This window comes from Candidatus Manganitrophus morganii (genome assembly GCA_021651055.1).
In the GTDB taxonomy this organism is placed as follows: Bacteria; Nitrospirota; Nitrospiria; order SBBL01; family Manganitrophaceae; genus Manganitrophus; species Manganitrophus morganii.
The window spans coordinates 2830724-2848994 of the sequence record JAJHOH010000001.1 but is presented as its reverse complement, the minus strand read 5'-3'; the positions used below and the strand labels follow the sequence as shown (position 1 = coordinate 2848994).

Below are 18271 nucleotides of genomic sequence, written 5' to 3'. Positions count from 1 at the left end.
TGATTGCTTTTTAAGGAACCTTTTTCTTTTTTCATTGTCTAAATAAACCAGATGGACGGAACCGACTGGGAGTGGGTGCAACGGGTCCAGAACGGCGAAACCGACGCCTTCGAGACCCTTCTTCAACGCCATCAGAAGCCGATCTTTAATCTCCTCTACCGTCTGCTGGGAGATATCGAAGAGGCCTCCGATGCGGCGCAAGAGGTTTTTCTTGCCGCCTACCGCGCCATCCAAGAATTCCGGGGCGACGCTCTCTTCTCCACCTGGCTTTATCGGATCGCCGTCAACCAGGCGATGACCCGGAGAAAACGCCTCGCCGCCGACGTGTCTCGAAGAGCGGCGTTCGACGCAGACGATCCGGAAGAGGCGCACGATCCGCTCGCCGATCTTCCGCATCCCGGTCCGGACCCTGCGCAGGAGGCCGAGCGGAAGGAGGCGCACGTCCGCGTCCAGCAAGGTTTGAACGGCCTGAAGGAGGAAGAAGCGCTGATCATTCTCCTCCACGATCTTCAGGGCCTTCCGTATGAAGAGATCGCCCGTATCCTCAAGGTTCCCCTCGGAACGGCGAAATCCCGGCTCCACCGGGCGCGGCTCGCCTTAAAAACAAAGCTTGCGCCGTATTACGATTCAAGTAGGATAGAGAAATGAACTGCGACCAGATCCAAGAACAGCTCTCGGAATATTTGGATAACCGGCTCGAAGACGCCGACCGCCGGCGCGCGATCGAGGATCATCTCGCCTCCTGTCCCCGATGCCTCCCGGAGGCGAAGCAGCTGCGGGACGGAATCAAGGGGGTGGCCGGACTTCCCGAGGTGAAACTCCCCGCCGGATTTTCACAGCGGGTCATGGCGCGCGTCCGGGAAGAGGGGGCGGGACCGACCCTCTGGGAGCGCCTCTTCCAGCCGCTCAGGATCAAGATCCCCCTCCATGCCACCGCGCTCCTTCTCGTCGTCGGCCTGGCTGTTTTTCTTTACCGGGCGAACGAGCCGATGGAGCAGATGGCACAGTCGATTCCATCGGAAGCCGCGCCGGCCCTGAAGCAAGCGCCGCCCGCCGTCGAGGAATCGAAATCGGCCGACACGGCCGGACCACCCGCCGCCCCATCGGAGCAGTTGTTATCCGATTCCCTACAAGCCCCCCCTGCGGAGACGGATAAAATCGAGCCGTCGGCTCGGCAAGACCGCGCCGCGCCGGCGCCGGCCCCCGCGCAGGAGAAGATGGCATTCAAAGAGGCCGAATCGGGAAAAACCGAATCCGAAACGGGTCTTTCCACAGGTCCCCCTCTTCCGGAGAGAGGCGAGCAACGGACGGCGGAAGCGCTTCCGAAGAGGGAATCCCCCTCTCCTCCCGATATTCTCCTGACGCTCCTCACCCGAGGAAAAGCGGATGGACCGATGGACCTCTCCGCCAAGGTGAGGGAGATCGTTCAGCGCAGCGGCGGCACCCTTCATCCCGCCGCCGAGAGAGACGACCCGAACAATGCCAAACCGCGGTTCCGGCTCGACCTCCCGAAGTCTGAATATAGCCGATTCAAGTCGGAACTGACCCAGGTCGGAGAGATTATCTCCGAATCGCAGCCCTCCTCCCCGCCCCCCCAAACCGGGGCGGAGCCCTCGTCCTCGATGCGGATCGAGTTGACCTTTCTATTCGATAAATCAAAAGAGACCGGCGCCGCCAAGCCGCCCCCGGCCAAATAAGGAAATTTTCCACAAAAAACTTGAAACCTTTTTTCTCCTCCGCGGTCTAACAGGGATAAGGACCAAAACCGTCCCCCCAAAACATTCCCTAGGAGGAGAAGATGAAAACCAACCTGCTTTTGATCATCCCAACCCTGGCGCTGTCGGCCGCGCTCCTTTTTACCGGACCCGGCGGCGAAGCGGCCGGCCCTCGGGAGAAGCCGCACGAACAGGCGAGCCATGCCGACGACCAAGAGGCGCTCTCGGTGACCGTTTACAACAGCAATCTCGGCCTGGTGAAGGAGACCCGGCGCTTGACCCTCCCGGCCGGAATCACCGAGCTGAAGTTCTCCGACGTCGCGGCGCAGATCATGCCCCAGACGGTCCACATCACCTCGCTCACCGATCCGGCCGGACTCGGCGTGTTGGAGCAGAACTATGAATATGATCTCCTCTCGCCTCAGAAGCTGCTCGACAAGTTCGTCGGCAAGGAGATCAACGTCCTGCGCGACGGCGTCGAGATCCCGATCACGATCCTCAGCACCCACGGCGGCATCGTCTACCGGATGGGGGACCGGATCTTTACCGACCACCCCGGCAAGATGATCTTCCCCGGCCTTCCTGAAAATCTTCTCCCGAATCCGACCCTCGTCTGGAGATTGGAGAACGAAACCACCCGCCCCCAGAAGGTCGAAGCGACCTATCTCACCGGCGGGATGACCTGGAGGAGCGACTACGTCGCGATCCTCGACAAGGAAGATCAAAAGATCGATCTGACCGGCTGGGTGACCCTCGACAACAAAAGCGGGGCGACCTTCAAGAATGCCAAGCTGAAGTTGGTGGCGGGCGATGTGAACCGGGTTTTGGATCGGTTCGAGACGCGCGACGCCCCCCACGCGCTGGAAATGGCCGCCGCCAAATCGGCCGCCGCCCCCTTTACGGAGGAATCGTTCTTCGAATATCACCTCTACTCCCTCCAGCGCCCGACGACGCTGAAGGACAACCAGACCAAACAGGTCACGCTGCTGACCGCCAACCAGGTTCCGGTGAAGAAACGCTTCCTCTACTACGGGGCGGCGCATTTTTATCGGACGCAGTACGGCACCCCGATCTCGAATCAGAAGGTCGGCGTCTATGTGGAGATCGCCAACAAAAAAGAAAACCAGCTCGGCATGCCGCTCCCCAAGGGAACCCTTCGCGTCTACAAAGCCGACAGCGACGGAAGCCTCCAGTTTATCGGCGAAGACCGGATCGACCACACTCCCAAAGATGAAACGATCAAGATCAAAATGGGGGATGCCTTCGACCTCGTCGCCGAGCGGAAGCAGACCGAGTGGAAAAAGATCGCTTGGGATACGTACGAGGTCGCCTTCGAGGTCGCCCTTCGGAACCATAAAGAGACTTCCGCCACCATCCGCGTGATCGAGCCGATCCCCGGCGACTGGGAAATTTTGAAGACGACACATGACTATACGAAGGTGGAGGCCCACACCGTCCAGTTCGATGTGCCGGTGGGGAAGGACAAGGAGGTGAAGCTGCAGTACCGGGTACGGGTGCGGTTTTGAGCAAGTTGACTTAGCGATAGGATTGGATTATAAATTGCCGTCTTAGAATGGACTTTTCTATAGCGAGAAAAGATAAATCTTTAGATAATAAATTTTTCCCCTTTTCTTGGAGTAAGCCATGAACATCTCAATCTTTCACAACCCCAAATGCAGCAAGAGCCGCGAAACCCTTAAACTTCTCAATGAAGAAGGAATCGAGCCGGACATCATTCTCTACCTCCAAACCCCGCCGACGCAAAAAGCGCTTTCTGAGATTTTGAAAAAGTTGGGGATGGAGCCGAAGCAACTGATTCGCTTTAAAGAGCCGGTCGCGGGAGAATTGGGCATCAAGGCCTCAGACAAACGGTCGGATGCCGAGTGGATCAAGCTGATGGCGGAAAACCCGATCTTGATCGAACGGCCGATCGTCATTACCCCTCAAAAAGCGGTGCTCGGCCGCCCCCCGGAGAATGTTTTGGAGCTGATCGGTTTGTAAGACAGGGGAATGGATCAATTACGAATCTAATTCCTCATTCGTAATTCCTAATTCTCAATCGAACTCGCTCTATGAATGTTTCGGAACAATTCGATGTCATCGTCATCGGCGGCGGCGCCGCGGGGCTGATGTGCGCCTTGACCGCGGGCCAACGGGGACGCCGGGTTCTGCTTTTGGAACGGGCCGACCGCGTCGGCAAGAAAATCTTGATCTCCGGCGGGGGACGCTGCAACTTCACCAACCTGCATGTGGAGGCGGGCCATTACCTCTCCGCCAACCCGCACTTCTGCAAATCGGCCCTCAGCCGCTACGGGCCGGCCGACTTTATCGCGCTGGTCGAGAAACATGGCATCCCCTATCACGAGAAAAAGTTAGGACAGCTCTTCTGCGACGGGAAAGCGACGGCGATCGTTCACCTGCTGCTGGAAGAGTGCCGCCTCGGCGGGGTGCAGATTCGGACGAACTGCTCGGTTGGGAAAATAGAACGGCAACTCATCGGACCCAATCGTTTTACCCTTCAAACCAGCCTCGGAAGCTACGAGAGCCAATCGCTGGTGATCGCCACGGGGGGGCTGTCGATCCCGAAGATCGGAGCAACCGACTTCGGATACCGGATGGCGACGCAGTTCGGCCTCCCCGTGTTACCCTGCCGGCCCGGCCTCGTCTCCTTGACCTTGAACCCCCGCGATTTGGAGGAGATCGACGGCCTCTCCGGAACCGCCGCGGATGCGCGGGTCTCCTGCCGCGACCGGACCTTTCGGGAGGCGATCCTTTTTACCCACCACGGATTAAGCGGCCCCGCCATTTTGCAAATTTCAAACTACTGGGAGCCGGGCGATCCGGTGACGATCAATCTTTTCCCCGATCTTGATCTGACCGAAACAATCAAACAGTGGCAGAAGGAGCGGCCGAAGGCGGAACTGAAAAACCTGATCGGCGAGCGGCTGACCAAACGCCTGGCCGAACAGTGGCTGGGAGTGTCGGGAGGAAACAAGCCGGTCGGCCGATACACGCCGAAAGAAATCGCGGCGATCGCCGCCCGCTTTCAGCAATGGCGGATCATCCCCGCCGGAACCGGCGGCTATCGCCTGGCGGAGGTCACCAAGGGGGGGGTCGATACCAACGCGCTCTCGTCCAAAAGTTTCGAGGCCAAAGAGGTGAAAGGGCTTTATTTTATCGGCGAGGTCGTCGATGTGACCGGCTGGCTGGGGGGGTATAATTTCCAGTGGGCCTGGGCCTCCGGACACTGCGCCGGAGGGTTCGTGTAATGACCGCATAAAGTCTCCATGAGCGGCCTGAGATGAAATCGGTAGAAGGGGCCGTATCCCAGTTTTTAAAATCGGGAGTATACTTCTCTATATCAGAAGGATCCCTCACGCAGGGATCGTCTTGATGGAAACCGGGGTTCCGGCCCTGGAAGGAGACGTCGCGCTTGTCGCTAAAACCGATCAATGACAACCGAGATCCCCTCTATCGCCTCTTGCGTGAAAGCCGTATCGACGAGTTCAACGCAAGAAAACGCAAAGGAGAGAAGATGGATCTCACCGATTCCGACCTCGGCGGGCTTGACCTGCGCGAGGTCGATCTAAAAGGGCTCGATCTCAGCGGCAGCTATTTTCTCCAGACCGATCTTCGCGGCGTCGATTTATCCCAAACCAACCTGGAAGGAGCGAGCCTAAACGGGGCCAAGGTCTCCGGCACCTACTTTCCGAAGGAATTAGCCGCTGAAGAAATCGCCCTCTCCCTCACACATGGAACGCGTCTCCGGTATCAAAGCCGTCGGGCCCCGCCTCCCAAGCGTCGCCTCGCAGACATTCTAAAAAGAAAGCCGCGATAAGCCGCACCCTCCCATCCTTCCACTCCCCTACACGAAGACCACGTCGGCGCAGGTCGGTCTCATCGATCCGCTTTCGGGCGGATAAGCCCCGGGTCGGTTCCGCGCAATCGCGTCTCCCCGAGCGGTTCCGGATCGGCCTTCGCCGGCAGCAAGGGGAGACCGAGCGCCCGGCGCATCGCCCGCTTGGCCGTATCGAGAAGGCCCGCCTCTTTCAGCGCGCCGCGCAGCCGCGGCTTCCACTGATAAACCCACTGCATTTGCAGATGGTGCGCGATGTAGGCCCGCGGAGAGAGCCGGAAGTAATGGGCGCGAAACCGCCAGAGCTCGCGGGGGGTGAAGACCTTCGCATTCCCGCCGAGCTTCGCCACGATCGGCGTAAAGTGAGGATAGAGGCGGGTGTTGATCAGTTCGGTTTTCATGAAATTTCCGATCAGAAGATCGTCGAAGTAGCCGTACTCCACCGCTTTCATCAGAGAGTTCCGCGGGGCGATAAAATGAATTCCCCGCCGATCCTTCCCGCCCCTCGCACGCCGAGGATCGATGTAAAAGGTCCGCGCCTCCCCGGCGACGGTAAATCGGATAAAACCGACGTGGCGCTTGAGGAGCCGAAAGCGGCGGACGAACCGCTCCAGCGCCTCCCAATCCCCTTTCGACATCGTCTCGTTCCAGTCATCCTCGCCGGTCTCCGTGGAGATCGAACTCAGGTCGGGCCGGTGGGCCGGATGATTCGGCGTGACCGAACCATCGGTCAGGTCGACGGTGACGAACGGCTCGATCAACTTCGTCTCGGGGGCATTCCAGTGGCGTTGCATCTCCTCCCAGCCGATCCGGTAAGGATTCGCCCAGATCGAATCGGGACGGACATAGAGGTGTTGCGAGGAGAAGCAGCAGAAATGGTTCACATTCAGAAAGGCGCAGAGGTCCCCCAGCTCCCAAACGGCGCTCCGTTTTGACTCGTAACGAGGGGGGGCAAGCGACTCTCCCCGTCTGCCGACAATGTTGATCATGTCGGCGTCGATGCTGCAGAGGGCCAACAGAAACGACTTTTTATAGGAGGCGATCAACGTCTTCAGGAAGGGTCCCTCGCCGTGCAACGGGGAATCGTTGAGATTGACGATCAGCGCGTCCCCCGCCTCGACGATTAAAATGGCGTCTTGATTCATATTCTCCAGGCACATCACCCGGACCGTCGGGGTGAGCCGCGTCCACTCCTTGAATCGCAGCACTTCGACCCGAAAACCTTTCGACTCAAGCGACTCTCGGATCTCCGGGTGATAGTGATTCGGCAGCAGGATAAGCGACTTCCGCGAGAGCATCTCGATCGAATCGGGATGGAGGTGATCGGGATGGCCGTGAGAAATCCAGAGATACGGCGACTGGACGACGTTCCTGATTTGCGTCTCCGTCAGCGGGTGATCCAGCCCCCAGCTCCCGAAATAAGCGGTCCCCTTCAGCCATGGATCGGTGGCGAGAACCGGCCTCCCCTCTTCAAACAGCTGCAATGTGGCATTCCCTAACGTCTCAAACTTCAACCCCATCTCACCCTCCCTCTGAAAGATCATCATCTGCAAGTCGTTGTGAACGTCCATCGGTCATGCCGCCGTATAAAACGCCGCGGCGATTTCGGAAGTTGGGTCTAGCTTAACCTTTTTTTAAACCTCGATCTGTATCTCTCTTTACATTTCGTTTACATTCCGTTTACCTTCCAAGCGTCGCGATTCTTCTTCTGGTCTCCGACCCCTTTTTCTGGTAACCTATGATCCGCTGGCATCACATCGATTTCCATTTTCCATCAGTGAGACCCGGATGAACCAAAAACAATCCCCCCCTTCTTTCTGGCCGCCGATCTCGGACGGTTACGGCGACATCGGCCGGCTGTTGATCTCTTGCCCCGACCGGCCGGGGATCGTCGCCGCCGTCTCTCGCTTTCTCTTCGAGCAAGCGGCCAACATCATCGATTCCGATCAACACTCGACCGATCCGACCGGCGGGATCTTCTTTATGCGGGTGGAGTTTCAGCTTTCGGGGCTGGAGCAGCGCGGCCCGGCGTTGGAGCGGGCCTTCTCTCGGATCGCCGCCACATTCGATATGGCGTGGCGGCTCGCGTATGCGGGGCAGGTGAAGCGGTTGGCGATTTTTGTCTCAAAGGCGGAACACGCCCTCTTCGAGCTCCTCTGGCACCGGCGGGCGGGCGATCTGAGGGCCGAGATCGCGATGGTTCTCTCCAATCATCCCGACCTGGAGCAGACCGTAGCAACGTGGGGGATTCCGTTTCATTATGTCCCGGTCGATAAGAGCCGGAAAGAGGAGGCGGAGCGGAAGCAGCTTGCCTTGATGGAGGGAAAGGTCGATCTGGTGGTCCTCGCGCGCTACATGCAGATCATCACCCCCGGCTTCATCAAACATTATCCGAACCAGATCATCAACATCCATCACAGCTTCCTCCCCGCCTTCGTCGGCGCCGATCCCTACGCAAGGGCGTATGAGCGGGGGGTCAAGTTGATCGGCGCCACCGCCCACTACGTCACGGAGGCGCTGGACGCCGGCCCGATCATCGAGCAAGATGTCGAACGGGTCGATCACCGCAAGGAGGTCGAAGATCTCCGGCGCATTGGCCGCTACGTCGAACGAACGGTGCTGACCCGCGCCGTCACCTGGCACGTCGAAGACCGGGTCCTTGTTCACGGAAACAAAACGATTGTCTTCATATAACCCTTTTCAGCGCTTGCAAAATCTCCCCCTCCCGTTCTACAATCAGACCAACCAAACCTTAAACGAAAGGGGCCATTCGATGCTCTTCGGCATGCTCCTGAACCTTGTCCTCCTGGTGTTGATCGTCTGGGGGATTTTCGCGGTGATCAAGCGGAGTTAGCTTCCACCCTCTCCACCACACCCTCCGGATAAAAACCAGACGGTTTCTTTGAAATCGGGAATAGGGGTTGTTCCTTCCGGTCGATCAGTTTGCAATTGGCTGGAGGGCTGGAGGAAGGAGGAGCCGACCCTGCCGAAGCAAAGCCGGCCCCTCGATGAGGTGGGAAGGAGGTTATGGAGTCTAGAAGTAGAACATCAGCGCCGCGGTGGCCGCCCAACTGTCAACCGAACTGTCTTCATCGAGATCGGTGCCTCCCTCATCGCCGAATTCCGAATCCATGAAAATATATCGAACATCGGCATTGAGCGCCACCGTCTCGGTGATGGGGAATTCCAACCCGGCCCCTGCATGCCACCCCCAGGGCCGCTCGGTCCGATCGTCAAACCCCAGATCCTCAAGACTCTCTGAATAATCTATTTTGGTGTAGTACAAGCCTCCTCCCCCGACCAGGTAAGGAGAAAAATGGGGAAGGATCGGCAGAAAAACAAGAAGCGATGCAGTGACCGGATAGGAGCGTACATTAATCTCTCCATCAAATCCGGGTGCGTCCACCTCGAACGTTTCCTCCGTTCGATAGTCCGCCGCCACCTCGAGGCCGATGACCTCTCCGAAGCGAAACCGGCTCTGTACACCGCCATACCATGCTCCCTCGTCGGCATCTTTGCTCTTGTAATAACCGGCGCGAGGACCGATTCCAAAGGTGTTCTCGATCCGCCCGTCTTCCTGAGCCCAGCCGAGCTGGGGCAAAATCAAAAGGATCATTGTGAAAATCCAGAACGGTTGCTTTTTCATAACGTGATGTTTCCTTTCTCCCCCAAAGTTCACATTGAACGGAAGGCCCTCCAATCGGCTCATCCTCATCCATGGCCTCTTTATGTACCCCTCCGTCTGACAGGATGAGCCGCGCTTCTCATGAAAAGAAAGTAAAAGAACGGGACGAGAAGGAGAAGCAGGTCACCCAGATGGGATCGATCGAACGTTTTTCTCGGAGCGCGGGACTGAATGGCCCCGCATCCGAATCCCCCCGAATTTTCCCCCTCGGAAGAGGCGGTCGGGTTGCCGCTTCCATCTTCCCCGCCGCACCCCGATCCCGAACAGGAAGACGGGGGGATCGGCGCATCGGAAGAGGCTTCGTCGGCGCCGATATCGATGCCCTCTCCGAAAGGCCGGGCCTGCCCGTCGAAATCGACCTCCGGCGCGTTCGGGGCGGCGGCCCGATCGATCGCCGACGATCCGGCCAGGAGGTGATATTTTCGCGATGCGGCATCGACATATCCCGGCGAGGTGAAGAGATCGCCGGTTCGATCGCTCGGGATTTGGGAGCCCGCGTTGGAAGCCAGGTCGTCGATATCGTTGACATTCTCGAAGAAAAGATTGTAGCCGACCTCGCTGAAGCTGTTGCCGCTGTTTCTGTTCTGAATCGCCTTGTTCCACCGGGTCAAAATATTGTTTTTGATAACCACATTAAAAGAGGTCGCGATCCCCGCGTTGCCGATGGCGATCCCGGCGGTGGAGACCTCCGGCGTTCCATCCAGGGTATTGTTCACCACCTTCGCCTGATCGGTGTTGTAGAGGAGAATCCCCGCCTGGCCCGAATGAAGCGGTCCATACATGATGTTGTTGACGATTTCGATCTGATAACCGTCGGAGATAAAAATATGCTCGTTCCGGTTGTTGAAAATCTCATTCCGGGTAAGGATGATCCCCGGATTGCCCGACCGGCCGGTATGGATGCCGATCCCATGGATCGTATTTGAAATGATGTTTCCCTCTACGCGATTATCCCTTGCATTGTTTCCCTCTCCGAGAATCGAGATCCCCTCTTCATATCCATAGGCGACCCCTTGGGCCGAGATCCGATTCCCACGGATGATGGAGTCGGTCACCCCGGACAACCAGATCCCGAAGAGGCGCCGCGTGGGGTTCTCGGCATCGATCGTGCTGATGAGGGTGTTCCCCTCGATCAGGATATCGGTCCCGATCTCATCCCCTTCGATGCTGTCGATCATCGCCTGGCCCGGCGCGCCGGCCGGAAAAGAGGCGATCGTGACCTGATTTTGGAGAATGTCGATCCCGCGGGCGGCGCGGAACTGCACAAACGACCCCTTCTGTCCGGTCGCCGTGTTTCCGCTCACCAAAACCGCTCCGGCCGTCCCATTCGCGCCGGCCAGTTGGATGAAACCCGACTGCTCGAACGTGTTGTCGCTGATGGCGATCCGCGCCCCATTTGAGGCATCGATCCCGGCGCGCTCCCCATCCCCTAAAAATCGGAAGGTGAGACCGCGCAGCGTCAGATCGACCTCGGTGCTCGCCCCCTCCTTGCGGATAAAGGTGATTGCCCGGCCGTCTTTGAATCTCGGCTCCAAAACCAGCGGCTTCGCCGCCGATCCTTGCAGATCGACCGTTCCGAAAAATCGAATCCCGAACGCGTCCTGGCCCTCCACCTTCCCGGTGCTTCCGAAGACGATCGTGTACCCCCGCGCCGCCGCGGCGCCGTCATACTTCAACACCGCGGTCGATCCGTTGCGGGTGCCGACCCGGAGCATCCTCAATCCCTGAGCGCTCGTGCCGACGTTCCGGTCGATCCGGACGGTGTGCCCGTCGGCGATGATCACCTCATCGCCGTCCCCCGGCACACGGCCTCCCACCCACGTCGATGCGGACGACCAGGAACCGTTACCAGCCGAGGTGATCGTCGCCCCTCCCGCTTCGAGCGGAAGGAGAATCAGGAGAAGGCCTCCGACCCATACCGCATTCCGGAGGAGCAGAGAGAACAACCTTTTCAATCTTCTGAAAAGAAGGAAGAACAGCGGCCATGCAAGGAGAAGGAGATCGCCCAGATCGGATCGGCGAAAACCCCGGTTGCCGGAAGCCGGCTGAACCGCCCCGCAACCGAATCCGTATCGGGGCGAACCGGTCGAGTCGGAAGGAGGAGGAGAAGGGGGAGAAGGGGAAGGAATGGGCGGTCCTCCCCCGCCGCCGTCGCCCGGAACCGCCGCCGCTTCCGCCGAAGCGGTGTTGTTGCCGGCGTCGGGATCGGTTTCCCGTCCGGCGACCCGAGCCGTCGCGTTGAGGAAGCCGGCCGCGACGGCCGTCGTCTCGACGGTGATGACCGCTTGTTCGGCGCTCTCCAGTTCCCCAAGAGAGCAGATCCCCCCCGGATCGCAGCTTCCTCGATCGGTCTGAATGGAAAGGAGCGCGATCTCCGAAGGGAGGGTGACGGTCGCCGCCACTTCATTCGCCATGGCGGGGCCATGATTCGTCACGGTGACGACATAGGTCAGCCGCCCTCCGACGATCACCCGCTCGGGGGTGGCGCCGACCGTCGCCGCCAAATCGGCAGATGCCGGCTCCCGGTACTCGTCGGCGCCGATGTCGAATCCGGCGCCGGCCGGGCGCGCCTGCCCGTTGATATCCTCCGCCGGCGCGCCGGCCGGATCGGCCCGGTCGATCGCCGCCGAGCCGGTTTGGAGATGATAGTCGCTAGAAGAGCGGTCGACATACTTCGGATCGCCGAGAACATCGCCGGCTCCCGCCCCGTCGATCGGCTCGAGATCATAATTTTTCACATTCTCGAAAAAGAGGTTGTAGGCCACCTCCCGGAAGGTGTTCCCGGCCGGCCGGTTCTGGATCGCTTTGTTCCAACGGGTCAGGATGTTGTTCTTGACGACGACGCCGTGCGAAACGCCGATTCCCTGATTTCCGATGGCGATTCCCGCGGTGGAGACCGAAGGGGTCCCATTGAGCGTGTTGTGGACGATCTCGACCTGATCGGTGTTGTAGAGGAGGATGCCGGCCTGGCCGCTATGAAGCGTTCCGTAGAGGAGGTTGTTGACGATCCGGATCTGATGCCCCTCCGAGATGAAGATATGCTCGTTGCGGTTGTCGAAGATCCGGTTCCGGGTCACTTCGATGCCGCTGTTGTCGGTCCGGACGGTATGAATGCCGACGCCGTGAACTGTGCCGATAATGTTGTTTCGATCGATCCGGATGTTCGCTCCCCTCCCGGCCCCGCCCAAAATAGTGACCCCCTCTTCAAACCCATAGGAGACCCCCTGGGCGGCGACCCGGTTGCCGGCCACGACAGAGTCCGGGAAACCATTGAGCCAGATCGCGTAGCGGCGCGGGTGGGTCGCGCTTTCAGCATCGATCGTACTGAGGATCGTGTTCCCCTCGATCCGAATCCCATTTCCGACCCCGTCTCCCTGGATGCCGTCGATGACCGCCTGTCCCGGCGCCCCGGCGGGGAAGGCAACCAGGGTGATCCGATTCCGATCGATCAGCAGATTTCGCGCGGCCCGAAATTGGACGAACGATCCCCGATGATCGACCGCCTCATTCCGGCTCAGGGAGATCGTCGCGCCGCCGCCGTCGGCGCCGGCGAGTTGAATCGAACCCGATCCCTCGAATCGATTTCCCTCGATGATCACCCGCTCCCCGGAGCGGCTTGCCCCCCGGACGTCGATCCCGGCGCTTTGCTCATCGCCGGCCCGCCGAAGGATCACGTCGCGAAGGATCAGATCGACGCGGCTGCTGTTTGGGTCTTTTTGAATGAACGTCACCGCACTCCCGTCCTGGACCACCGGCTCGATCACCAGAGGATGCTCAAGGGTTCCCTCCAGTTGAATGCTCCCCCAAAAGTGAATGCCGAAGGCATCGACTCCCCGGTCTTTTCCGCGGCTCGCGAATCGAAGGGTCACCGCTTGGGAACGGCTGCGCCCGTCAAAGAAGAGCCGCGCCGCCGAGCCGTTGTGGGTTCCGACGCGGAGCATTTTCAATCCGAGCCCCTCGCTCCCGATGTCCCGATCAATCTCGACGGCATGGCCGTCGGCAATCACACTTCATCCCCGTCGCCCGGAACGACGCCGCCGACCCATGTCGCCGGTGAAGACCAGGGACCCGATTGTCCGGAAGTCACGGCGGCCGCCGTGACAATATCCGGAGCCAGGATAACCATCAGAAGGATGATCATCCCCTTCATCTGTTTTGCTCCCATCGAGGATCCACGCAACCGCACCGATATAAGAAGCGATGCAAGAGGGGTGCCTCTAGATCAGGAATGGAGAATCGCTGGTAACGACCGGTAATGAATAGAGATTCAAATCTGGAGGATGCTTTGAATCATTCGATCGGAACGATTTGCCTCGAAAGAGGCGCGTGCAACTTTCTTCACGCTGATGAACATTGCGGAGAGTATGCAAGTTGGTTCATATGGATGGGGGAGGGCCGCCGGCTGCTAAAGTTAAGGAAAGGACTTGGCGGATTGGACGCGATAGAGATAAATCTTCCCCGTCCGCTCCAGATCTTCCGCCGCGGAATAGGTCGGCGCGCTGACGACAAACCCGTTGAACGCTTTCGATCGAATCGGGGCCGCCGCCTCGCCGAAGAGGGCCTGCTGTTGATTTTCACCGTCGGTGGTCCAGGCCGCTTTTTCTCCGAAGCCTTTGGGGCCGCCAAGATAGAGAAAGACCTTGCCCGATTGGATCTGGTCATTCTCTTTCTGCTTCGAGCCGATGAGGAGATCGTCGTAGCCGTCGTGATTGATGTCGCCGAGCGCCGTGATGCTTGTCGCATATTTGGCATCGATCAGGTTTTCTCCGGAAGCGCTCCAGTCCGGCTTCTTCGACATCCCGAACGCCGATCCGAAAAAGAGGAATGCTTTTCCGGCATCGGTATGGCCGGGTGTGTCCTGGAAATAAGCGCCGATCGCCAGATCGCGAAAGCGGTCCCCATTCACATCGAGCGGCGCGATCCCGAGACCGAATGCCGCCCCCCCCTGGTTGTCGCCGGAGGAGCTCCAGACCGGAAATTCGGACGGACCCCGCGAAGAGCCCTGATAGAGGAAGACCTTTCCGGTAAGGCGGGGGGCGGCGACAAGGATGTCGTCATAATGATCGTGATTGATATCCCCCGCCCCTTTGACGATAAGACCGTACCCGGAGCCGGGGGCATGGTCCCCCATCGCGGTCCAGGCCGGCTTTTGGGACGGCCCCTTCGCGCCCCCCATGTAAAGATAGGCCTTTCCGACCGAGAGATCTTTGTCGGCATAACCGCTTGCCCCGACCAGGAGATCGGTAAAGCCGTCTCCGTTCACATCTCCGGCCGAGGCGACCGAAGCCCCGAAGAAAGCCCCCGTCTGCTCATCGCCCGATAAGGCCCAGATCGGCTGATCCGAAAGCCCCGCAGCGCTTCCGGGATAAACATAGACCCGTCCGGTGAAGGCCCCCCTCTCCCCCTTGCGGTAATTGCTTGCTCCGATGACGGCATCGGCAAAACCGTCCCCGTTCAGATCGGCCAACGCGAGCGAGGCGCCGAAATAGGCCCCTTCGATATTGTCGCCGCTGCTGCTCCAGGCCGGCGTTTCGGACAGCCCCGAAGCGGTCCCCAGATGCAGGTAGACCTTCCCCGCATCGGCCCGGCCGGTATTGAAGGAGTTGGCCGCCACCAGAAGATCGGGGAAGCCGTCATTGTTGACATCTCCCGTCGCCAGCGCCGAGCCGTATCGGGAGAAGGTGGCATTCTCCCCGGTGGTGCTCCAAACCAGCTCGACCGGCGGAAGCGGATTGGCCGGCCGCTGATTTTCCGGTCTCTGACAGCCGCTGAGGCCGATCCACATGGAAAAACAGATGACACCCCCCACGAAGAACGATTCTCTGGTCAACCGCAATAAGGCCTCCTCTTTTAACAAGGGGCCTATTATACCAATCGATTTGGAAAAAGAAAAATGTTAATATTAAATTGAAGCTCTCCGCAGCAAGCTGCGGGGAACTTCGACCCGAAAGGATGGAAAACTCTATTTGTATTCGCGCGTCTAACCTTCGCTGCGAGGAATGCGACGCGCGTGCGTGTTCAAGTTCGAAAAAGGAGGCCCCAACGAATATTTACGGCACGACGAGCGGCTTGAAACCGCAGCAGATCAAACGGCTGGAACAGATCGGCCGGCGGAAAATAAAATCAGACCAGGTCGTCACCCCCGACATTGCGCGGCTGATGACGGCCCTTTCCTTCGAAATCGGAAGACAAATCGGCATCTTGGCGGGACGGGAAGGGGAGATCTATACCGTCCTCGTCGGAAACGAACGGGAGATCGAGATCCCCGATCTGACCGGGCTTCGCTTCGGGAAGCGGGGGCTCCGGGGGGTGCGGCTCGTTCATACCCATCTGAAGAACGAGCCGTTGAATGAAGACGATCTGACCGACCTCGCCCTCCTTCGGCTCGATCTGATCGCCGCCGTCGGGGTGGTCCAAGAAGGGCTTCCCGGCACCGTCTATCTCGCCCACCTTCTTCCGACCAATCCGGATGAAAAGATTTATGAGATCCATCCGCCGGTCTCGATTCATCAATTAAACCTGCCGTTGAGATCGTTCCTTTCCGCCCTTGAAGCGGAGTTTGACTCGGGGGAGCCGACGCGGGCTGTGGATCGTCGGAAGGAAAGGGCGATTCTGATCAGCGTTTCGAATCAACCGCGGATCGATCAGGAAGCCTCGATGGATGAGCTCGCGGAGCTTGCCCGCTCCGCCCGGCTGGTCCCGATCGATCGGATCCACCAGCGTCCGAAGAGCTTTCACCCCAAGTATCTCCTCGGCGAGGGGAAACTCAAAGAGGTGGTGATGAAGGCGCTCCAGCAGCGGGCCGATCTTTTGATTTTCGACCAAAACCTCACCCCGCTTCAGGTAAAGGCGATCGGCGAGGTCACCGAAATGAAGGTGCTCGACCGGACCCAGTTGATCCTCGACATCTTCGCCCAGCGGGCGCAGACCCGGGAAGCGAAAGTCCAGGTGGAGCTGGCGCAGCTTCGATACCGCCTCCCGCGGCTCGCCGAGCGGAGCACGGCGTTGTCTCGCCTCACCGGCGGCATCGGCGGAAGAGGACCGGGAGAGACGCGGCTGGAGGTCGACCGCCGACGGGCGCGCGATCGGATTGCGCGGCTGGAGCGGGAATTGGAATCTTTGGCGGAGGCGCGGGCTCGGCGGCGGGTGCGGCGGGTGGCCCATTCGATCCCGATCCTCTCGATCGTCGGCTACACCAACGCCGGAAAGTCAACCCTGCTCAACGCCCTGACGAAGAGCGACGTTCAGACCGAAGACCTTCTCTTTGCGACCCTCGATACGTCGACCCGCCGTCTTCGTTTTCCGCGCGAGCGGGAGGTGATCATCACCGACACGGTCGGCTTCATCCAGTCGCTTCCGCCCGATCTGCTCGGCGCGTTTCGATCGACCCTCGATGAGCTGCGCGATGCGCATCTGTTGATCCACCTGATCGATATCAGCAATCCTCATTTCGAGCAACACATGCAGACCGTCCAGAAAATCCTGACCGAGCTGAGCTTGGAAAACACGCCGCAGCTCCTTGTCTTCAACAAGAAGGACCGGATTCATCCGAAAACGGTGGCGACCCTTTGCGAGCGGTACGGGGGCGCGATCGCCATCTCGGCTCTCCAGCCGGAGAGCCTCGGCCCGCTCCTGGCGGCGATCGAAGAACGGCTCTGGAAGGAGAAAACGGTGGAACCGGTTGATGAAGAGAAGACCATCCAGGCGAAGAAATAGCGGATGAGGCCAGCACTTCTCCCTCTATCCCCTACCCCCTATACCCTACACCCTATCAGTATCACGCCGCCTTTCTCCGCTCTTGCTCTTTCTCCGGAATCTCAGGTCGGCGCCCCGGTTGCTCGCCGTTTTCCAGCTCGATCTTGAGCGAGAGGAAATGGAGGAGATCTTTCAACGAAAGGATGCCGGCCAGCCGGCCGTCTTCCACCACCAGCAGCCGGCTGCGGCCCATCCGGCTCATCTTCGAGAGGGCCTTTACGGCATCGGCATCGGGAGAGATCGTGTTTTCGACGGCACACGTCTTCGCCACCTCGCCGACCGTCCGATAGGCCCATTCATTCCGGGGAATCTCCTTCACCTGATCGAGATCGATGCAGCCGACCAGCGCGCCGTTCTGGACCACCGGAAACATTTTGTATTGATGGCGGTAGACGTAATCGTCGACCAGCTGCGCCAGCGACGTGGCGGGGGAAACCGTCACCGGATCGCTCTTCATGAAGCGGCGGACCGGCTCTCCTTCAAGCGCCTGGCGCGCGAGGAGCTGTTGATACGACATCCGGGCCGCCTCCCGCAGGAACATTCCGATCAGGAACTGCCAGACCCCCCCGATAAAATTCCCCCGAAGTGCGTTGAGAACGCCGACAAAGATTAGAAAGAGCCCAAAGGCGGAGCCGAACGCAGAAGAGATCCGCGTCGCCCATCGGATGTCGTTTCGCCATCCCCACAAGATCGATCGGAAGACCCGTCCTCCGTCGAGGGGAAAAGCCGGAACCAGATTGAACACCGCCAGGATGGCGTTGATGACACCGAGGTAGCCGATCACCCCGTTGAAGGTCATCGGCCATCCTCCCTGCATCCCCACGATATAGAGGCCGTAAAATACGGCCGCCAGGAAGAAGCTGGAGAGGGGCCCGGCGATCGCCATCGAGAACTCCGCCTTCGGACTCGGCGGCTCATCGTCCATCTCCGCCACGCCGCCGAAGATAAAGAGGGTGATCCCCTTCATCGGAATCCCGAACCGGCGGGCGACGAGAGAGTGGCTCATCTCATGAAATATAATCGACCCGAAGAGCCCCAGCGATCCGGCGATCCCCATCAACCAATAAGTCCCCGTCGAGAGACCCGGAAACTGAAACGGAAAGAGACCGGCCGCCAGCGACCAGGTGACCAACACGGCGATCACGATCCAGCTGAGATCGACATGGACCGCAAAACCGAAGAGTTTAAAGAGAGTCATTCTTTTACCGAACATTTCACCTCCTAATCGTGAGTACGCGAGGTGCAGGGAAGTCCTCTTTT

15 protein-coding genes are annotated in these 18271 nt (G+C 59.4%); 9 read left to right on the top strand and 6 right to left on the bottom strand.

Features of this window, described 5'->3' with window-relative positions; genetic code table 11:
* The first annotated feature begins 51 nt into the window (after positions 1–51).
* The 6 genes from MCM46_13160 to MCM46_13135 all read left to right on the top strand — a co-directional run bounded on the left by MCM46_13160 (position 52) and on the right by MCM46_13135 (position 5553).
* Complete coding sequence (locus tag MCM46_13160; GenBank protein ID MCG3112758.1) at positions 52–648, top strand: sigma-70 family RNA polymerase sigma factor; 597 nt, start codon at positions 52–54, stop codon at positions 646–648.
* Positions 645–1697, top strand: a complete 1053-nt coding sequence (locus tag MCM46_13155) for a DUF2275 domain-containing protein (GenBank protein MCG3112757.1) — start codon at positions 645–647, stop codon at positions 1695–1697. Before MCM46_13160 ends, MCM46_13155 begins: the two co-directional genes overlap by 4 nt.
* A gap of 101 nt (positions 1698–1798) precedes the next feature.
* Positions 1799–3241, top strand: a complete 1443-nt coding sequence (locus MCM46_13150; GenBank protein ID MCG3112756.1) for a DUF4139 domain-containing protein — start codon at positions 1799–1801, stop codon at positions 3239–3241.
* A gap of 118 nt (positions 3242–3359) precedes the next feature.
* Entirely contained in the window at positions 3360–3716 is a 357-nt protein-coding gene (gene arsC / locus MCM46_13145; GenBank protein MCG3112755.1) for an arsenate reductase (glutaredoxin), read from the top strand.
* A 71-nt stretch (positions 3717–3787) separates the two neighbouring features.
* On the top strand, positions 3788–4984 hold the full coding sequence (locus MCM46_13140; GenBank protein ID MCG3112754.1) for an NAD(P)/FAD-dependent oxidoreductase: 1197 nt from the start codon (positions 3788–3790) through the stop codon (positions 4982–4984).
* Positions 4985–5148: 164 nt separating this feature from the next.
* Positions 5149–5553, top strand: coding sequence for a pentapeptide repeat-containing protein (locus MCM46_13135; protein MCG3112753.1), 405 nt, complete (start codon positions 5149–5151; stop codon positions 5551–5553).
* A gap of 59 nt (positions 5554–5612) precedes the next feature.
* Here MCM46_13135 and MCM46_13130 read toward each other — a convergent pair whose 3' ends face one another.
* Positions 5613–7091 (bottom strand): hypothetical protein, encoded by a 1479-nt coding sequence (locus tag MCM46_13130; GenBank protein MCG3112752.1) that lies wholly within the window; start codon positions 7089–7091, stop codon positions 5613–5615.
* A gap of 268 nt (positions 7092–7359) precedes the next feature.
* Between MCM46_13130 and purU the strand changes: the two genes are divergently transcribed.
* Positions 7360–8265 carry a formyltetrahydrofolate deformylase gene (gene purU, locus MCM46_13125; GenBank protein ID MCG3112751.1) on the top strand — a complete coding sequence of 302 codons (906 nt, stop codon included), beginning with the start codon at positions 7360–7362 and terminating at the stop codon, positions 8263–8265.
* Positions 8252–8425, top strand: a complete 174-nt coding sequence (locus tag MCM46_13120) for a hypothetical protein (GenBank protein ID MCG3112750.1) — start codon at positions 8252–8254, stop codon at positions 8423–8425. The genes purU and MCM46_13120 overlap by 14 nt, the downstream gene beginning before the upstream one ends.
* Before the next feature lie 180 nt (positions 8426–8605).
* Here the strand turns inward: MCM46_13120 and MCM46_13115 are convergent, their stop codons facing one another.
* From MCM46_13115 to MCM46_13100, 4 genes are all read right to left on the bottom strand, one after another.
* Entirely contained in the window at positions 8606–9217 is a 612-nt protein-coding gene (locus MCM46_13115; protein ID MCG3112749.1) for a porin family protein, read from the bottom strand.
* A gap of 80 nt (positions 9218–9297) precedes the next feature.
* The gene (locus tag MCM46_13110) at positions 9298–13263 is read right to left on the bottom strand and encodes a right-handed parallel beta-helix repeat-containing protein (protein ID MCG3112748.1); all 3966 of its coding nucleotides are present in this window, start codon (positions 13261–13263) and stop codon (positions 9298–9300) included.
* Entirely contained in the window at positions 13260–13421 is a 162-nt protein-coding gene (locus MCM46_13105) for a hypothetical protein (protein MCG3112747.1), read from the bottom strand. Before MCM46_13105 ends, MCM46_13110 begins: the two co-directional genes overlap by 4 nt.
* Positions 13422–13667: 246 nt before the next feature.
* A complete protein-coding gene (locus MCM46_13100; GenBank protein MCG3112746.1) occupies positions 13668–15092 on the bottom strand; it encodes a VCBS repeat-containing protein in 1425 nt (474 codons plus the stop codon).
* Between the two features lie 233 nt (positions 15093–15325).
* On the opposite strand from MCM46_13100, the gene hflX reads away from it, so the two are divergent.
* Complete coding sequence (hflX, locus tag MCM46_13095) at positions 15326–16972, top strand: GTPase HflX (GenBank protein ID MCG3112745.1); 1647 nt, start codon at positions 15326–15328, stop codon at positions 16970–16972.
* Between the two features lie 61 nt (positions 16973–17033).
* Here hflX and MCM46_13090 read toward each other — a convergent pair whose 3' ends face one another.
* On the bottom strand, positions 17034–18224 hold the full coding sequence (locus tag MCM46_13090; protein MCG3112744.1) for a site-2 protease family protein: 1191 nt from the start codon (positions 18222–18224) through the stop codon (positions 17034–17036).
* Positions 18225–18271: the final 47 nt, after the last annotated feature.

What these genes read in the sequence shown, in the direction of transcription:
- MCM46_13090 (MCG3112744.1), bottom strand. Translation starts at nt 18,224, where the DNA reads ATGTTCGGTAAAAGAATGACTCTCTTTAAACTCTTCGGTTTTGCGGTC.
- MCM46_13160 (MCG3112758.1), top strand. Translation starts at nt 52, where the DNA reads ATGGACGGAACCGACTGGGAGTGGGTGCAACGGGTCCAGAACGGCGAA.
- MCM46_13140 (MCG3112754.1), top strand. Translation starts at nt 3,788, where the DNA reads ATGAATGTTTCGGAACAATTCGATGTCATCGTCATCGGCGGCGGCGCC.
- purU (MCG3112751.1), top strand. Translation starts at nt 7,360, where the DNA reads ATGAACCAAAAACAATCCCCCCCTTCTTTCTGGCCGCCGATCTCGGAC.
- MCM46_13150 (MCG3112756.1), top strand. Translation starts at nt 1,799, where the DNA reads ATGAAAACCAACCTGCTTTTGATCATCCCAACCCTGGCGCTGTCGGCC.
- MCM46_13130 (MCG3112752.1), bottom strand. Translation starts at nt 7,091, where the DNA reads ATGGGGTTGAAGTTTGAGACGTTAGGGAATGCCACATTGCAGCTGTTT.
- MCM46_13105 (MCG3112747.1), bottom strand. Translation starts at nt 13,421, where the DNA reads ATGGGAGCAAAACAGATGAAGGGGATGATCATCCTTCTGATGGTTATC.
- arsC (MCG3112755.1), top strand. Translation starts at nt 3,360, where the DNA reads ATGAACATCTCAATCTTTCACAACCCCAAATGCAGCAAGAGCCGCGAA.
- MCM46_13115 (MCG3112749.1), bottom strand. Translation starts at nt 9,217, where the DNA reads ATGAAAAAGCAACCGTTCTGGATTTTCACAATGATCCTTTTGATTTTG.
- MCM46_13155 (MCG3112757.1), top strand. Translation starts at nt 645, where the DNA reads ATGAACTGCGACCAGATCCAAGAACAGCTCTCGGAATATTTGGATAAC.